Consider the following 18,001-nt stretch of genomic DNA (forward strand, 5'->3'; position numbering starts at 1 on the left):
ACTATCCTCACCATGATTGACCGCGACTAGGTCCATCCGGATGACCCGAGACGCATGGCTGTCATGGCTGTTCAAATTATAAACTGGACGGTATAGTTCAAAATAATGAGCCTCTCTTTCGCTTCCCCACGCCGCATTGGGTCAAGCGCACGACCACCGCATCTGCGAGGCCGTGCGCAACTTGTGCGCCGGGCAAGGCATACCCGAGCATGGACGCGGTCGCCGCGCGCGCCGGTGACTCCAGCCGCCTCTGTGCGCTGCGTCACAGCAAACACGCACAGCCCCGTACGTCCTGCAGAATCGCCTGGAGATAGCGACTTGTGCCTTCACCTCTTGACCGGAGTACCACCACGATGACCTCCCCATTGCGCTCTCTCGCCCTGGCCTGCGCCGTCGTGATGGTCTTGGCATCGTGCAAGAAACAAGAACAACAGCAAGCCATGCCACCGCCGGAAGTGGGCGTGTTGCAGGCCCAGCCGCAGACCGTGCCGCTGCAACGCGAACTGGTCGGTCGGCTGACCGCATTCCGCAGCGCCGACGTGCGCGCCCGGGTCCCCGGCGTGCTGGAAAAACGCCTTTACACCGAAGGCAGCGACGTCAAGCAAGGCCAGCCGCTGTTCCAGATCGATCCTGCGCCGCTGCATGCGGCGCTGGCCTCGGCACAGGGGCAATTGGCCGCAGCCGAGGCCACCTACGCCAATGCCAAGGCCGCCGCCGTTCGCGCCCGCAGCCTGGCGCCCAAAGCCTACGTCTCCAAGTCCGACCTGGACAACGCCGAAGCCAGCGAACGCAGTGCCTCGGCAGCGGTTCAGCAGGCCCGCGCGGCCGTGGAAACCGCACGCATCAACCTAGGCTATGCCACCGTGACCGCTCCCATTGCCGGCCGCGCCGGCAAGCAGCAAGTCACCGAGGGCGCGCTGGTCGGCCAGGGCAGCGCCACCTTGCTGACCACCATCGACCAACTCGATCCGCTGTATGTCAATTTCTCGATGAACGCCGACGAGCTTGCCCAGTTACGTCAGGCACAAAGCACCGGCAACGTCACCCTGAACGCCGAGGACCAGTCCACGGTGCAGGTCAAACTTGGCGACGGCAGCAGCTACGCGCATCCAGGCACTCTGGATTTCTCTGGTGCCACAGTCGATCCCAGCACCGGCTCGGTGACGCTGCGTGCGCAGTTGCCGAACCCGGAGCGGGTGCTGTTGCCTGGCGCCTTCGTCAGCTTCACGGCCAACCTCGGCCAGCGCAAGGACGTCTATCTGATCCCGCAGGTCGCGGTGCTGCGCGATACCAAGGGCGCCTACGCCATGGCAGTGGGCAAGGATGGCAAGGTGCTACGCAAAGATCTCGGTCTGGTCGGCCAGCAGGGCGACAGGTGGATCGTCGGTGCCGGCCTGCAGGCTGGCGATCAGGTCGTGGTCAGCGGCCTGCCCAAGGTCAAGGAAGGCGCAGCAGCCATCGCCAAGCCGTGGACACCGGATGCGCCAACCCAGCAGGGGGGCCCAGCGTCGGCCAAGGCGGTCACCGGCCAACCGCAGGGCGCAGCGCACGGCGACACGCCGGCCGCCGCGACCGCTTCCGCCCAGCCGAAACAGCCGTAACGGACGCACACCATGCCTAAGTTCTTCATCGAGCATCCGGTCTTCGCCTGGGTGGTGGCGATCTTGATTTCGCTCAGCGGCGTGATCGCCATCCTTAACCTCGGCGTGGAGTCTTATCCGTCGATCGCTCCGCCGCAGGTGACCGTGAGCGCCACCTATCCCGGCGCCAGCGCCAGCACGACCGAGCGCTCGGTTACCCAGGTGATCGAACAGCAACTGACCGGCATCGACCACCTGCTGTACTTCAATTCGTCCTCGTCATCCAGCGGCATCGCCACCATCACTCTCACCTTCGAGACCGGGACCAACCCGGACATCGCGCAGGTGCAGGTGCAGAACAAGGTCTCGCTGGCGACGCCGCGCCTGCCGTCGGAGGTGACCGCCCAAGGCGTGGTAGTGGCCAAGGCCAACGCCGGTTTCCTCAGCGTGATCGCGCTGCGTTCGGACAACCCCTCGATCGACCGCGATGCGCTCAACGACATCGTCGGCTCGCGCGTCCTGGAACAGATATCGCGCGTGCCCGGCGTCGGCAGCACCCAGCAGTTCGGTGCCGAATACGCCATGGACATCTGGCTCAACCCGGAGAAATTGCAGGGTTACCACATGTCCGCCAGCGACGTGCTCAACGCGATCCGCGCGCAGAACGTGCAGTTCGCCGCCGGTTCGATCGGCTCGGATCCGGCGCCGCAGGGCCAGTCGTTCACCGCCACGGTCAGCGCCGAGGGCCGCTTCACCTCGCCCGAGGAGTTCGAGAACATCATCCTGCGCGCCGATGGCAACGGCACCGTGGTGAGGCTAAAGGACGTAGCCCGGGTCGCGTTCGGCCCGACCAGCTTCGGCATCGACACCCAATACAACGGCAAGCCGACCGGCGCCTTCGGCATCCAACTATTGCCCGGTGCCAATGCGCTGAACGTATCCGCGGCGGTCAAGGCCAAAATGGAGGAATTGCAGCCGAGCTTCCCGCAGGGCGTCACCTGGTTCACGCCCTACGAGAGCACCACCTTCGTCAAGATCTCGATCGAGGAAGTGGTCAAGACCCTGGCCGAGGCGATCGTGCTGGTATTCCTGGTGATGTTGGTATTCCTGCAGAACTTCCGCGCCACCCTCATCCCCACGCTGGTGATCCCGGTAGCGCTGCTGGGCACCTTCCTCGGCATGTGGGCGATCGGCTTCACCATCAATCAGTTGACCCTGTTCGCGATGGTGCTGGCGATCGGTATCGTGGTCGACGATGCGATCGTGGTGATCGAGAACGTCGAACGCATCATGTCCGAGGAGCACCTGGCGCCGAAGGCAGCCACGCACAAAGCGATGAGCCAAATCACCGGCGCGGTGGTGGCGATCACCGTGGTGCTGGCGGCGGTGTTCATCCCCTCGGCAATGCAGCCTGGCGCTGCCGGCGCGATCTACAAACAGTTCGCGGTCACCATCGCGATGTCGATGGGATTCTCGGCATTACTGGCGTTGAGCTTCACCCCGGCGCTGTGCGCGGCCTTCCTCAAGCCGACCCACAGCGACAATCCGAACTGGTTCTACCGCACCTTCAACACATACTACGACAAGCTATCGCGGCGCTATGTCGGCGCGGTCGGCGGCAGCATCCGGCACACACCACGCTGGATGGCAGTGTTCGCCCTGCTGGTGGTACTGTGCGGCTTCCTGTTTACGCGCATGCCGGGCAGCTTCCTGCCAGAAGAAGATCAGGGATTCGCCCTGGCAATCGTGCAGTTGCCGCCGGGTGCGACCAAAGCGCGTACCAACCAGGTGTTCGCGCAAATGCGCGGCATACTGCAGCAGCAGAAAGCGGTCGAAGGGATGCTGCAGGTGGCCGGCTTCAGCTTCCTGGGACGTGGCGAGAACGTGGGCATGGGTTTCATCCGGCTCAAGCCCTGGGAGGAGCGCAACATCACCGCCACCGAACTGATCCAGCAACTGAACGGGATGTTCTACGGCATCAAGGACGCGCAGATTTTCGTGGTCAACCTGCCCACGGTGCAGGGGCTTGGCCAGTTAGGCGGCTTCGACATGTGGCTGCAAGACCGTAGCGGCGCCGGCCAAGAGGCGCTGCTGCAGGCACGCAACATGCTCCTCGGCATGGCCGCGCAGCGTCAGGACACCCTGACCGGGGTGCGCCCGAACGGCCTGGAAAACGCCCCGCAGCTGCAACTGAAAGTCGATCGCGTGCAGGCGCAGTCGATGGGGCTGTCGATCAACGACATCTACCAATCGATCCAGTTGATGCTGGCGCCGGTCTACGCCAACGACTTCTTCTACGAAGGCCGTATCAAGCGCGTCAACATGCAGGCCGACGCACCGTTTCGGAGCGGCCCGGAGTCGCTACGCAACTTCTATGTGCCCAGCAGCACCGCCACCGACGACAGCGGTTTGCGGCAGATGATCCCGTTGAGTACGGTGGTGAAGTCGGACTGGGTCTACGGCTCGCCATCGCTGAGCCGCTACAACGGTTATTCGGCAGTCGAAATCGTCGGCAACCCCGCTCCAGGCAGAAGCTCCGGCCAAGCGATGAGCGCGATGGAGGACATCGTCAACAACGATCTGCCGAAGGGCTTGGGCTTGGACTGGAGCGGCATGTCCTACCAGGAGATCATCGCCGGCAATACCGCCACGCTGCTGCTGGTGCTGTCGATCGTGGTGGTGTTCCTATGCCTGGCAGCGCTGTACGAGAGTTGGTCGATTCCGGTCTCGGTGCTATTGGTGGTGCCGATCGGCGTGCTCGGCACAGTCGCGTTCTCTTTGCTGCGCGGCCTGCCCAACGACATCTATTTCAAAATCGGCCTGATCACGGTGATCGGCCTGGCCGCGAAGAATGCGATCTTGATCGTGGAATTCGCCGTCGAGCAACGCGCGATGGGCAAGACCTTGCGCGAGGCGGCAACCGAAGCGGCACACCTGCGCTTCCGTCCGATCCTGATGACCTCCTTCGCGTTCATCCTCGGCGTGCTGCCATTGGCCATCTCCAGTGGCGCTGGCGCCAACGCACGCCACGCGATCGGCACCGGTGTGATCGGCGGCATGCTGTTCGCCACCGCGCTCGGCTTGCTGTTCATCCCGCTGTTCTTCGTGGTGGTGCGGCACATGCTCGGCGACAAGTTGGACGAGCCATCGCAGGAATACGCCATCCGCCAGGAGCAAGGCTTGAACCTGCATCAGCAGGATCGGTGAGACGGTTGAGCCTGGATTCGGGAAATACTCAGCGCGAGAGCAAAGAAGCGGACGAAAGGCCGCTTCTTTGCCTCAGGACGTCAGCGACTACGGCTCAGCGCAACCCCGTCTCGTTACGGGCGATCACCAACCGCTGGATTTCCGATGTTCCCTCGTAGATTTCGGTGATCTTGGCGTCGCGGAAATAGCGCTCTAGCGGCATTTCCTTGGAGTAACCCATGCCGCCATGGATCTGCACCGCCTGATGGGTGATCCACATCGCCGCCTCGGATGCGGTCAGCTTCGCTACCGACGCTTCGGTGGTGAATTGCTGCCCCTGACCCTTCAACCAGGCCGCACGCAGGGTGAGCAGCAACGCCGCGTCCAGCTTGCACTTCATGTCGGCGACCTTGGCCTGGGTCATCTGGAATGCGCCGATCGGCGAGCCGAATGCCTTGCGCTCCTTCACGTAGCCCAACGTGGCCTGGTAGGCCGCCCTCGCAAGCCCGATGGCCTGCGAGGCAATGCCGATACGGCCTGCGTCGAGCACGCTCATCGCGATTTTGAAACCCTCGCCCGGCGTCCCCAGCACCTCGTCCGCCGTCGCATGGTAATCCTGAAACTCGATCTCGCAGGTCGCCGAAGCGCGGATGCCGAGCTTGGGTTCGGTCTTGCCACGGTGAAACCCCGGCTTGTCGGTGTCGATCACGAACGCGGTGATGCCGCGCGCGCCCCGCTCCGGCTCGCTCATCGCAAATAGCACGATGTACTTGGCGACCGGACCGGAGGTGATCCAGCTCTTCTTGCCGTTGATGACGAAGCTGCCATCGTCCCGAGGCACCGCACGGCAGCGCATCGCGGTGGCATCGGAGCCGGATTGCGGCTCGGTCAGCGCGAAGGCGCCGATCTGCTCCCCTTGCGCGATGGCACGCACGTACTTCTGTTTCTGCGCCTCGTCGCCATTCTTGAGAATGCCGCCGCAGAACAGCGAATTGTTGACCGACATGATGGTGGAATGAGCGGCGTCGCCGGCGGCGATCTCGATCATGGCCAGCACATAGGCGATCGGGTCCATGCCAGCGCCGCCGTACTGCTCCGGCACCTCGATGCCCATCAAACCGTTCTCGCCCAGCAGGCGGATATTCTCCAGTGGAAACTCACCAGTACGGTCGTGGTGCTCGGCGCTGGGGGCGATCCGTTCCTGGGCGATGCGCCGCGCCACGTCCTGGATCATCAATTGCTCATCGCTAAGTTTGAAATCCATCTCGCGCCTCCCGGTTTTGTTGGTACCGACATCTTAACCATCCACCATACGCCAGCGTGTGCCCGACTTGACCCGACCCACCCCTCAGACGAAAATATCTTTATATCGCGATAGGAAGATATTTATGGATCTGGAGGACTGGTCGACCAGATTGAAAGTGTTCGCCGATGCGACCCGGGTACGCCTGTTGGCGCTGCTGGAGCATGAAGAACTGACCGTGGCCGAACTCTCGGCGATCACCCGACTGGCGCAACCGCGCGTCTCGACCCATCTGGCCAAACTCAAGGAGGCCGGGCTGGTCCGCGACCGCCGCGCTGGCGTGTCGGCCTATTATCGCTTCGACGAAAGCCTGCTGGACCCAGCGCAACGCGCGCTGTGGCTGGCGCTGAGCACCGGCAGCGACGACCCACTACTGCGCCAGGACGCCGAACGGGTGGCTGCAGTATTGGTCAACCGCGCCAGCGACCAGAACTGGGCAGATTCGGTCGCTGGCGACATGGAGCGCCACTATTCGCCCGGACGCACCTGGGAGGCGCTGGCGCGCACCGCGCTGCCGCTGCTGGAGACCGGCGACGTCCTCGACATTGCCTCCGGCGACGGCGTACTGGCCGAATTGGTCGCCCCGCATGCGCGTCGCTACGTGTGCATCGACACCAGCGCGCGGGTGGTGGCCGCAGCCAGCGAACGCTTGCGCCGGCTGAGCAACGTGGAGGTCCGCGAGGGCGACATGCATGCACTACCATTCGCCGATGCCGGCTTCGACCTGGTGGTGATGATGCACGCGTTGACCTACGCCACCAAACCGGCGCACGCTGTCTGCGAATCGGCACGCGTGTTGCGCCCAGGCGGTCGCCTGCTGCTGTGCAGCCTAGCCCACCACGAGCACAAGGCTGCCGTGCAGGCTTACGGCCACGTCAACCTTGGCTTCTCGGCCAAGGAGTTGCGCAAGTTCATCCACAAGGCCGGCCTGGAAGTCTCCAGCCTGGAAACCGTGACCCGCGAAAAGCGACCACCGCATTTCGAGGTGATTTCGTTGATTGCAATCAAACCCGGAGAACCGGCGGCTACCGCACGTCCGGAAAACCAGACATCATCCAAAGCCAGCGCTGGAACCACGGCATGACCACTGTTACTTCTCCCCAAAGCCCAGGCCAGCCCTGGCTGCATCCGCAGCGCGCCCAGGCGCTCCTGCAGGCGCTGTCCGAGCGCATCCTCATCATCGATGGCGCGATGGGCACCATGATCCAGCGCCATGGCTTGCAGGAAGCCGATTATCGCGGCGACCGTTTCGCCGCCGGCTACGACAGCGCGCAGCCCCCCCATGTGCATGGCCCTGGCTGCGATCATGCGATGCATGGTCACGACCTGAAAGGTAATAACGATCTCTTGCTACTGACACGCCCGGAAGTGATCGCCGAGATCCACAGCGCCTATCTCGAAGCCGGCGCCGACCTGCTCGAAACCAATACCTTCAACGCCACCGCGATCAGCCAGGCCGATTACCACCTGGAGCACCTGGTCTACGAACTCAACAAAGCCGGCGCCCGGGTCGCACGCGACTGTTGCGACGCGGTCGAAGCGCAGCAGGCCCGCGCCGGCGGACCGGACAAACCGCGCTTCGTAATCGGCGTACTCGGCCCGACCAGCCGCACCGCCTCCATCAGTCCCGACGTCAACGACCCCGGCTACCGCAACACCAGCTTCGACGAACTGCGCGCCACCTACCGCGAGGCCATCGATGGCCTGATCGACGGCGGCGCCGACACGCTGATGGTCGAGACCATCTTCGACACCCTCAACGCCAAGGCCGCGCTGTACGCGATCGAAGAGGTGTTCGACGCGCGCGGCGGACGCCTGCCGGTGATGATCTCCGGCACCATCACCGACGCCTCTGGGCGCACGCTATCCGGGCAGACCGCCGAGGCGTTCTATGCCTCGGTCGCGCATGGTCGGCCACTGTCGGTCGGGTTGAACTGCGCGCTTGGCGCGAAGGATCTGCGCCCGCATGTGGAAACCCTGGCGCGGATCGCCGACGGCTACGTTAGCACTCACCCCAACGCCGGCCTGCCCAACGCCTTCGGCGAATACGACGAGACTCCAGAAGAAATGGCCGCCACGCTGAAGGAGTTCGCCGAAGCGGGGCTATTGAATCTGGTCGGCGGCTGCTGCGGCACCACACCGGCCCACATCCGCGCGATCGCCGAGGCAGTGCGCGGGCTACGTCCGCGCGTGCCGCTAGCAGCGCAGCGACAGGCCGCCTGAGATGCACACCCCGCGCGCGGCTTTCGCCACCGCCTTGCCGATGGCGCGGTGCCTGCGCGCCTCAGCGCACATGCGTTCGTGCACCTCCCCGCTCCTGGAACGCTGATCCAATGTCGTCCGCTCGCATCACCCGCCTGTCCGGTCTCGAACCGCTGCTGCTGACGCCGGACCTGCTGTTCGTCAACGTCGGTGAGCGTACCAACGTCACCGGCAGCGCGCAGTTCCGCAAGCTGATCAAGGAAGAACGCTACGAAGAGGCAGTCGAGGTGGCACGCCAGCAGGTCGCCAACGGCGCGCAGATCCTCGACGTCAACATGGACGAGGGCCTGATCGACTCGGAGAAAGCGATGGTGCGCTTTCTCAACCTGATTATGTCCGAGCCGGACATCGCACGCATTCCAGTCATGGTCGACTCTTCCAAGTGGAGCGTGATCGAGGCCGGACTGAAGTGCCTGCAGGGCAAGAGCGTGGTCAACTCGATTTCGCTCAAGGAAGGCGAAGCGGTGTTCATCGAACAGGCGCGCAAAGTACTGCGCTACGGTGCTGCGGCGGTGGTGATGGCGTTTGACGAGGTCGGCCAGGCCGATACCTGTGCGCGCAAGGTCGAGATCTGCACCCGCGCCTATCGCATCCTGACCGAGCAGGTCGGCTTCCCGCCCGAAGACATCGTGTTCGACCCCAACATCTTCGCCGTCGCCACCGGGATCGAGGAACACGATAACTACGCGGTCGATTTCATCGAAGCGACCCGCATCATCAAGCGCACCCTGCCCCACTGCCACGTCTCCGGCGGCGTTTCCAACGTCTCGTTCTCGTTCCGCGGCAACGAGAGCGTGCGTCAGGCCATCCACTGCGTGTTTTTGTACCACGCAATCTCCGCCGGTATGGACATGGGCATCGTCAATGCCGGCGGCATGCCGATCTACGACGACCTGGACGCCGAACTGCGCGAGCGAGTGGAGGACGTGATCCTCAATCGCCGCCGCGACGCCACCGAGCGCCTGCTGGAGATCGCCGAACGTTACAAGAAAACCGGCACACGCGAGACAGCACTTGCCACGCGAGAAAAACTGGCATGGCGCGAGAAGACCGTGCGGGAACGCCTGAGTCACTCGCTGGTACACGGCATCGACGAATTCATCGAAGTCGACACCGAAGAAGCCCGGCAACAGTCCTCGCGGCCGTTGGACGTGATCGAGGGGCCGTTGATGAACGGCATGAACGTCGTCGGCGACCTGTTCGGCGCCGGCAAGATGTTCCTGCCGCAGGTAGTGAAATCGGCACGGGTGATGAAGAAGGCCGTCGCCTACCTGCTGCCGTACATCGAAGCGGAAAAGCTGCGCAGTGGCGACACCGCCAAGTCCAACGGCAAGATCATCATGGCCACGGTCAAGGGCGACGTGCACGACATCGGCAAGAACATCGTCGGCGTGGTCCTGGCCTGCAACAACTTCGAGGTGGTCGATCTTGGCGTGATGGTGCCGACCCAGACCATCCTCGACCGCGCCCGCGCCGAAAACGCCGACATCATCGGCTTGTCCGGGCTGATCACGCCATCGCTGGAAGAAATGACCCATGTCGCTCGCGAGATGCAGCGGCAAGGGTTCTCGATTCCGCTGTTGATCGGCGGCGCCACCACCTCGCGCGCGCACACCGCATTGAAGATCGACCCGCACTATGCCGCACCGACCGTGTGGGTGAAGGACGCCTCGCGCGCGGTCGGCGTGGCCCAATCGCTGATTTCGCGCGAACTGCGCGCCGCATTCATCGCCTCCAACGACGCCGACTACGCCGAAATCCGCCAACGCCACAAGAACCGCGGCGACGCCAAACGCCTTGTCACGCTGCAACATGCGCGCGCACAACGCTTCGACGGTGGCTGGGACACCTACACGCCCCCCGCACCGCAGCAACCTGGGCTGCATGTGTTCGAGGACTACCCACTGCCCGAGCTGATCGAACTGATCGACTGGACCCCATTCTTCCAAGCCTGGGAACTGGCGGGCAAGTTCCCGGCGATCCTCACCGACGAGATCGTCGGCCAGCAGGCTAGCGAGCTATACCAAGACGCACGCGTCATGCTCCAGCGCATCGTCGAGGAAAAATGGCTGACCGCCAAAGCCGTGTTCGGGCTATGGCCGGCGCAGTCGGTCGGCGACGATGTGGAAGTCCTCATTCCCGACGCCCGATTTACTCTGCATTTTCTGCGCCAGCAAGTGGACAAACCCATCGAGCGCCCGGACTTCTGCCTGGCCGACTTCATCGCTCCGCGCGATAGCGGCAAACAGGACTGGATCGGTGCGTTCGCGGTAACCGCCGGGCTCGGCATCGAGCCGCACGTGGCCCGCTTCGAGGCCGCACACGACGATTACAACGCGATCCTGCTCAAGGCACTGGCCGACCGCCTGGCCGAAGCGCTGGCCGAACGCCTGCATCAGCGCGTGCGCACCGAATTTTGGGGCTACGCCAACGACGAGACGCTGGACAACGACGCGTTGATCTCCGAACGTTACCGTGGCATCCGTCCTGCGCCCGGCTACCCGGCCTGCCCCGACCACAGCGAAAAACAAACCTTGTTCGCCGTGCTCGAGGCTGAGCGCAACGCCGGCATGTCGCTCACCGAAAGTTTCGCGATGCTGCCAACAGCGGCGGTATCGGGTTACTACTTCAGCCATCCGCACAGCCAGTATTTCGTAGTGGGACGGCTGGGCAAGGAACAGGTCGCCGACTACGCCCGGCGCAGAAACGTGCCGCTGGCGCAGGCCGAACGCTGGTTGGCCTCGAACCTGGACTACGATCCGGAATAAAAGCCGATAGCAACACCCAGCAAAGCGATTTTGGCGAGACCCGCATCGCAAACGATTCGGTTAGTCTGGGGCGACAACAATGGCATCGATACAGTCTGCACCGGCTGCTCCCAATAGCAGAACCAGATGAACCGGCGCTGGGAAGCTGTACCTGCACTGTACCAGGCATATCAAAAGCGCGCGGTGTCGTTGCAGGCGGCATCTCATGGCAATTCGTGCCAATGACCATCGAGCCTGACGGTCAGCCAAACGGGCGTGCAGATTTAGGTTTTTTTGACACACGCAAGCACGCGTGGCGGACCTTAGCAGGTGACAGCAGCGCGGAACGCAAGCACAATTGTTATCCACGCAAAATGAAAACACCCGCTCGTAACGGTTCTGTTAGCGCTGGTTACGACGGTTTCCCAACATCCACGTTGCAAGCGTTTAACGGTATGCGCATTCTGGTCGCCGAAGACGATACTTCCATTGCCGTCGCGCTGCGCGATTCGCTTGTCGAATGCGGCCATGTGGTCGACCACGTCAGCGATGGCACCGCGGCCGATCACGCGCTCCTCGCCGAGTCCTACCATCTTCTGGTGCTGGATCTAGGCCTGCCGCGCCAGGACGGGCTGCAAGTACTGCAACGTTTGCGCGAACGCCGCGACGAGATTCCGGTTCTCGTGGTGACCGCGCGCGATGCGGTGGAGGACCGTATCCACGCACTCGACCAAGGCGCCGACGACTATCTCATCAAGCCGTTCGAACTGTCCGAATTTCTGGCCCGCACCCGCGCACTACTACGTCGCAGCAGCAGCGGCGGCGTCCCTGAACTGGTTTTGGGCCAATTGCGGATCAACTTGGCCGGGCGCCGCGTCTGGCTACAGGATCAGCCGCTGGACCTGACCGCACGCGAATTTGCCTTACTGGAAACCCTGCTGCTACGCAGCGGGCGCGTGGTCAGCCGTGGCCAGTTGACCGAAGCGCTGTGCGATTGGCAGCACGAAATCACCGACAATGGCCTGGACATCTCCATGCACCGCCTGCGCCGCAAACTGCACGGCACTGGGGTCGGCATCCGCACCATCCGTGGACTAGGTTACATGCTGGAAGAATCGCACGCTACCGCATCCACCACTGACGCGCCGCCCCCGCAGTGAGCGCAACCGCAGCCGCGCGACAGCCGGCATACCGCCACCCCAGCCTACGCCGACGCTTGCTGGCGTTCCTGCTGATTCCAACACTGCTGTTGATGCTGCTGGTGTCGGCAATCTTCTATATAGCGATGCTCAAATACAGCAACCATGTGCACGACATGGACTTGAAAGAAGAAGCGCAAGGCTTGGCCAAGGCAATCAACGACACTGGCGAGCAGCTGCCGTTATCGCTGCAGACACGTAAACTTCTGGAATACAGCAACAGCGACCGGATCTTCTTCGAGGTGCGCAGCCGCCGCCATGGTGTAATCAGCAGCAGCGCACAGCGCATTCCCGAGCACGCCGGTCCTGTCGAGATGGGGCGTGTGATGCTGTACAGCACGCACATGACCAACGGCGTGCCGGTCCGAGCGGCCAGCCTGTTGCTACCCTCGACCCGGAATGCAGACGACTGGCTGACGATCTCTGTGGCCGAAACCTTGGACGACCGCCAACGACGCGCACGCGAGATCCTGTTACTGATGCTCCCCACCGAACTCCTGCTCACCTGCTCCCTGTTCATCCTAGTCTGGCATGGCGTAAAAATTGGCCTGCGTCTACTGGGACCGGCAGTGCAGCGGCTCGACGACAGCCAGCGCGACCTCAACCCAATCTCCGGCCCGGACATCCCGCTGGAGGTGCTGCCGCTGACACAGGCCATCGATGGCCTGCTCGGACGGATCAAACAATTGATGGCGCTGCAGGAACGCTTCGTCGCCGACGCGGCGCACCAGTTGCGCACACCGCTGGCAGGGCTGAGCATGCACGTACAGCGCGCCCAGGCCAGCAAAAGCCCGCAAGACAGCGCCCAAGCACTGCAGCACATCCGCCAACTCACTGACCGTGCCGCTCGCACCTCCACCCAGTTGCTGGCGCTGACACGCACGCTGACCCCACGCGAAAATATCCGGCCTCTGCTGCCACTCGACCTGGCGCAATGGCTGCCACAAGCACTGGCCGAACGCATCCCCGATGCACTGCACGCCGACGTGGACCTGGGCTACGACGCCGGAGACAGCGACGCCGCCTGGGTGGCCGCAGACACCTGGGCGCTGCGCGAATTGCTCGACAATCTGCTGGACAATGCGTTCAGACATGCCGCCAACAGCATGGTGACGGTCAGCCTGCGCTGCGATGGACAACACGTCTTGTTGGCTGTGGACGATGCGGGCACGGGCGTAGACGAAGCCTTGCTGCCACGTCTGGGCGAGCGCTTCTTCCGCGCGCCCGACGCACCCGAAGGCGGGACCGGGCTGGGCCTAGCGATCGTCGCCAACATCAGCGCGCGGCATCATGCGAAAATCCGCTATACGCGCTCGGCACTTGGCGGCTTACGCGCCGAACTAGATCTGCCAGCCAACACGGAACTACAGGCATGAGCTCGCAGCGCACGTTCTTGCACAGCATCCTGGCGCTAGCTGCCATCGCACTGAGCGGCTGTGCCAGCACCCCCTTACCGGATCTGACTCAGCCACTGCCAGCGCACTGGTCCGACCTACCGGAAGCAGCCAACCCGCGTCCAGCAGGCAGCGCATGGTGGCAGGACTTCCAAGACCCGCAACTCGATGCACTGGTCGCACAAGCGCTGCACGACGACCTCGACGTGGCCCAGGCACTGGCCAAATTGCGTGCGGCACGGCGCATGAATTCGGTGGTCGACGCCCCCCTGCGCCCGCAACTACACATCCGTACCGAAGAACCGATCGACCCTGACGCGAGCGCCTCGTTTCTGGTCGCCGGGTTCAACGCCGAATGGGAACTCCCCCTGTTCGGCCGCGACAAGGCAAACCACCTCGTGGCCAGCGGCGATCTGCAGAGCGCGCAAGCCAATCTGGCACAAGTGCGTGCCGCCACCATTGCCGATGTGGTGCGCTACTGGATCGATCTGCGCCATGCGCAACAGGCCGAACGTCTGTCGCAGGACATCGCCAGCGCACGCCAGCAGCAAGCGACACTGCAGGGGACACTGGTCCGGTTGCAATTGGCCGCTCCAGCCACCGGGGCGCAGGCGCAGGCCACCGCCCTGCAAGCGCGCAACGCAGTGGAAGAACCGCGCCGCGCTGCGGCTGCAGCCGCGCAACGACTCGCGGTGCTGTTGGGACGCTCCGCACCAGATCCAGCATGGAGCGCCACGACCGCGACCACGGCTCCGCCATCGTTGCAAATCGCCGCAATCGACAGCGTGCCGGCCGACCTGCTGCGGCGACGGCCCGACATCGCCGCGCATGAAGCCGAAGTGCTCAGCGCGGCAGGCACACTCGGCATCGCCAAGGCTGACCGCTACCCCAGCATTGGCCTGGGCGGGGCGATCCGCTGGTCGACCAAACTGGTGAGCTATCGACGCACGTCCACCCACGGCATCGCCTCATTGGGCCCGGTGATCGACATTCCCCTGTTCGACTGGGGCCTGCGTAAGGCCAAAGCAAAGGCACGCGGCGACCTGCTGGAGGCGGCCGCCCTAGCCTATCGGCAAAATGTGCTTGAAGCAGTAGCAGAAGCGCAGAACGCCTTGAGCACGCTAGAACAGCAACAACAGAACGTCCAGACCCAACAGCAAGCATTGCAGGCCCAGCAGCAGGCCGCCGACACCATGCAGCAAAGGCGGCGGCTGGGCCTGGTCAGCGATCTCGACGTAGCTGCGCAGCAGAGCGAGCGTGACCAGGCCGCGTTAGCGTTGTCGGAAACGCAGCGCCAGCGCGACCTGGCCTACGTCGCCCTGCACATGGCACTGGGCAGTTCGAACACACCGATCGCGGCAAGTGTCAGCGCAAGTGACAGCAAAGGTAAAAAGAACTGATGGTCGCGCTGGCCCGCCAAACCCTGCGTTACGAATGGCGCCGTTTCATGCCGGTGGTCGTGTCGGTGGGCTTCGCCAGCCTGTTGCTACTGCTGCAGACAGCGCTGGTGCTCGGCATCTTCGGCAGCGCCAGTGTCTACATCTCCGGCTCCAGAACCGACCTGTGGCTGGGCTATCCGGGCACACAGAGTGTGGACCAAGGCCGCCAGATCGACCCGGACGCGGCCATGGCGCTGTATCTGGACCCACGGGTGGCGCAGATCGAACCATTCGTGTGGCTCGACGGCGACTGGCGCGGGCCCACCGATAATGGCGCTGTGTCGATCTACGTCTCCGGCATCGACACCCGCGATGACGGGCTGATGTTCGCTCGCCTGCTCAGTCCGGCGCAACGCGTGGCGCTGCGCGAGCCGGACACGGTGATCGTGGACCGCTCCGAACTGGACAAACTCGGCGTCGGCATCGGTAGCAGCGCGCGCATCAATGGCCACCGTGTCCGGGTGATTGGCGTCGGTCGCGGCCTGCGCACGCTGGGTGGAGTCAACATCCTGACCTCGCTGGATACCGCGCGCGAACTCAACCGCGACGCCCCGCATCCAGAGTGGCCGACCTACATCGTGGCGCGCCTGCGTCCCGACGCCGATCCGCAAGCGGTAGCGCAGACCATCGGCGACAGCTCCGCGTCGGCGCGCATCCAAGCATGGAGCGCAAATGATTTCGCCCGACGCACCATTCTGTTCTGGATGTTCAATACAGGCGCTGGTTCCGGCGTGTTGTTCATCGGCGGCATCGTGCTCCTCGTCGGCATGGCGGTCACCAGCCAGACGTTACTCGGGACCGTCCTCGGTGCCACCCGCGAATACGCCACACTCAATGCGTTGGGAGTCAGCATGCACGCACTGCGCTGGGTGGTGCTGGAGCAAGCCGCCTGGGTTGGCGCACTGGGCCTGGCCGGAGCCAGCATCCTGGGCGCGGCACTGGTGGCACTGGGGCGTGCGCACGACGTGCCGGTGACGTTCGATGTCAGCGGCTGGGCCCTGTGTGTCTGTGCGGTGCTCCTACTGACCTTCGTTTCGGCCTTGGCCGCGCTGCGCGGACTGCGCCGTGCCGATCCCGCGCTGCTGCTGCGATGAGCCAGATCCTCGCCCCCGCCAAGTTGCATCCAGGCACCGCGTCCCTGAGCGGCAGCGGGCTATGCAAGAGTTTCACCTCCGGCAAGCTGCGCACGACTGTGTTGCACGACGTGGCACTGCAGGTCTGGCAGGGCGAACTGACCCTGATTTCCGGCCCATCCGGCTGCGGCAAGAGCACCTTGCTGTCAATCCTCAGTGGTCTGCAACGTGCCGATGCCGGTCGGGTACTGGCACTGGGCGAAGACCTGGGCCGGCTCGGTGCGACCGCGCTGGAGCACTTCCGCCTACGCCACACCGGCTTCATCTTCCAGGGCTTCAACCTGTTTCCGGCGTTATGCGCACTGGATCAGGTCCGACTGCCCTTGCAGTACATGGGCATGGCCGCAACCGAGGTGCGCACGCGCGCCGAGGAAGCACTGGCCGAAGTGGGCATCGCCCACCGCCAGCACCTGCGTCCGGCAGAACTCTCCGGTGGCGAGAAGCAGCGTGTCGCGATCGCCCGCGCCCTGGCCAAGCATCCTGCACTGCTGTTCGCCGACGAACCAACCAGCGCGCTGGATGCCGGCAATGGCCAGATCGTGATCGACCTGCTCCACCGCATCGCCCGCCGCCACAACACCATGGTGCTGTGCGTGAGCCACGATCCGCGCCTGATCCGCCATGCCGACCGCGTGCTGTCGATGGAAGACGGCCGCATCCTCGACGACCGCCGCATGACCCACGCCCACTCGCCCCTGCCCTCTCGGAATCCCGCACCATGAAAGCGTTCGCCATCGCGCCCCTGCTGAGTCTGTTGCTGGTCGCATGCGCGCCGTCGGACCGTGCGCCAACCACTACGTCGGCATCGGCATCGCAACCAACCTATCTGGCGGTCGCGCGCGGCCGCATCGACGTGGAAGGCGGTGTACTGAAACTCGGCCTGCCGGTCACCGCACCGTTGCGCGAAGTGGCGGTTCACGAAGGCGATGCCGTACAGCGCGGAGCGCTGCTGGTTGCCGCCGACGACCGCGCCGCCGCCGTGGAACTGGATATCGCCCGTACCCACGCACAGGCCGCTGCGACACATCTGCGCCAATTGCAACAGCGCTTGGCACATGTCCAACAACGCCAGCGACGACTGGCAGAAGCCGCGCGCCTGGGCGCAGGCGACGAACAGAGCGCCGACGACGCCAGCGACGCGGTGCAGAGCCTGGACGATGAGTTGCAGAACGCACGCAGCGACGCGGCGCTGGCCGATGCGCAAGTGCGCGCAGCCGAATTACAGCGTGCGCAATATCAGCTGTATGCGCCTGTGGCCGGCCGCGTACTGCAACTCTCGGCCGCAGTCGGCGCACGCAGCGAGGCCAACACCCCCCTGCTCACCCTGCTACCGGACGCGCCGCGGCTGGTACGTGCAGAATTAAACGAAAGCTATGCAGGCAGCGTCGCACCCGGCATGAATGCAGAGGTCATCAGCGACGACGGTCGCCAGACCATTCTCGGCGAAGCAGTCGTGCGCTGGCTGGCACCGGCCTACGGCTCCACCCAACTGCACGACGATACGGCACCCTCCGGCAACGACCGCAGCGTGGCCTGCGTACTGGCGTTCACACGCCCCTCAACGCTGCGCCTGGGACAGCGTGTTCTGGTCCGCTTTCGCAATCCGGCCACCGCACAGCGGCACTGAACGCAGGTGATGCGCATGGCGGTGTCGGCACAGCCAGCCCCCACACTCGCACCCCAAACACAGCGGCCCCACGATGTAGGCGCGATGTCCAACGCCTTCCACCTCAACGCGCATCACTGGTTCTCAAGCCA

Annotated in this window: 12 protein-coding genes; 11 read left to right on the top strand and 1 reads right to left on the bottom strand. The window is 64.1% G+C overall.

What is annotated here, in order from left to right; genetic code table 11:
- Positions 1-353 precede the first annotated feature (353 nt).
- Positions 354-1,601 (top strand): efflux RND transporter periplasmic adaptor subunit, encoded by a 1,248-nt coding sequence (locus XaFJ1_RS08495; protein WP_012916258.1) that lies wholly within the window; start codon positions 354-356, stop codon positions 1,599-1,601.
- Positions 1,602-1,613: 12 nt separating this feature from the next.
- Positions 1,614-4,787: an efflux RND transporter permease subunit gene (locus XaFJ1_RS08500; RefSeq protein ID WP_012916259.1), complete on the top strand. Its 3,174-nt coding sequence runs from the start codon at positions 1,614-1,616 to the stop codon at positions 4,785-4,787.
- A 94-nt stretch (positions 4,788-4,881) separates the two neighbouring features.
- Here XaFJ1_RS08500 and XaFJ1_RS08505 read toward each other — a convergent pair whose 3' ends face one another.
- The gene (locus XaFJ1_RS08505; RefSeq protein WP_012916260.1) at positions 4,882-6,030 is read right to left on the bottom strand and encodes an acyl-CoA dehydrogenase family protein; all 1,149 of its coding nucleotides are present in this window, start codon (positions 6,028-6,030) and stop codon (positions 4,882-4,884) included.
- Between the two features lie 124 nt (positions 6,031-6,154).
- On the opposite strand from XaFJ1_RS08505, the gene XaFJ1_RS08510 reads away from it, so the two are divergent.
- The 9 genes from XaFJ1_RS08510 (at position 6,155) to XaFJ1_RS08550 (ending at position 17,870) form a co-directional block, all read left to right on the top strand.
- Positions 6,155-7,153, top strand: coding sequence for an ArsR/SmtB family transcription factor (locus XaFJ1_RS08510; protein ID WP_012916261.1), 999 nt, complete (start codon positions 6,155-6,157; stop codon positions 7,151-7,153).
- Positions 7,150-8,292 carry a homocysteine S-methyltransferase family protein gene (locus tag XaFJ1_RS08515; protein WP_012916262.1) on the top strand — a complete coding sequence of 381 codons (1,143 nt, stop codon included), beginning with the start codon at positions 7,150-7,152 and terminating at the stop codon, positions 8,290-8,292. The genes XaFJ1_RS08510 and XaFJ1_RS08515 overlap by 4 nt, the downstream gene beginning before the upstream one ends.
- Before the next feature lie 110 nt (positions 8,293-8,402).
- Positions 8,403-11,099: a methionine synthase gene (gene metH / locus XaFJ1_RS08520; RefSeq protein ID WP_012916263.1), complete on the top strand. Its 2,697-nt coding sequence runs from the start codon at positions 8,403-8,405 to the stop codon at positions 11,097-11,099.
- A gap of 434 nt (positions 11,100-11,533) precedes the next feature.
- On the top strand, positions 11,534-12,238 hold the full coding sequence (locus XaFJ1_RS08525) for a response regulator (RefSeq protein WP_012916264.1): 705 nt from the start codon (positions 11,534-11,536) through the stop codon (positions 12,236-12,238).
- Positions 12,235-13,653, top strand: a complete 1,419-nt coding sequence (locus tag XaFJ1_RS08530) for a sensor histidine kinase (protein ID WP_012916265.1) — start codon at positions 12,235-12,237, stop codon at positions 13,651-13,653. Before XaFJ1_RS08525 ends, XaFJ1_RS08530 begins: the two co-directional genes overlap by 4 nt.
- The gene (locus XaFJ1_RS08535) at positions 13,650-15,071 is read left to right on the top strand and encodes an efflux transporter outer membrane subunit (protein WP_012916266.1); all 1,422 of its coding nucleotides are present in this window, start codon (positions 13,650-13,652) and stop codon (positions 15,069-15,071) included. Before XaFJ1_RS08530 ends, XaFJ1_RS08535 begins: the two co-directional genes overlap by 4 nt.
- Positions 15,071-16,204 (top strand): ABC transporter permease, encoded by a 1,134-nt coding sequence (locus tag XaFJ1_RS08540; RefSeq protein WP_012916267.1) that lies wholly within the window; start codon positions 15,071-15,073, stop codon positions 16,202-16,204. The genes XaFJ1_RS08535 and XaFJ1_RS08540 overlap by 1 nt, the downstream gene beginning before the upstream one ends.
- Complete coding sequence (locus tag XaFJ1_RS08545; RefSeq protein WP_045756889.1) at positions 16,201-16,965, top strand: ABC transporter ATP-binding protein; 765 nt, start codon at positions 16,201-16,203, stop codon at positions 16,963-16,965. The genes XaFJ1_RS08540 and XaFJ1_RS08545 overlap by 4 nt, the downstream gene beginning before the upstream one ends.
- Positions 16,962-17,870: an HlyD family secretion protein gene (locus XaFJ1_RS08550; protein ID WP_012916269.1), complete on the top strand. Its 909-nt coding sequence runs from the start codon at positions 16,962-16,964 to the stop codon at positions 17,868-17,870. Before XaFJ1_RS08545 ends, XaFJ1_RS08550 begins: the two co-directional genes overlap by 4 nt.
- Positions 17,871-18,001 lie beyond the last annotated feature (131 nt).

Origin of the sequence: Xanthomonas albilineans, assembly GCF_009931595.1 — a bacterium.
Lineage (GTDB): Bacteria > Pseudomonadota > Gammaproteobacteria > Xanthomonadales > Xanthomonadaceae > Xanthomonas_A > Xanthomonas_A albilineans.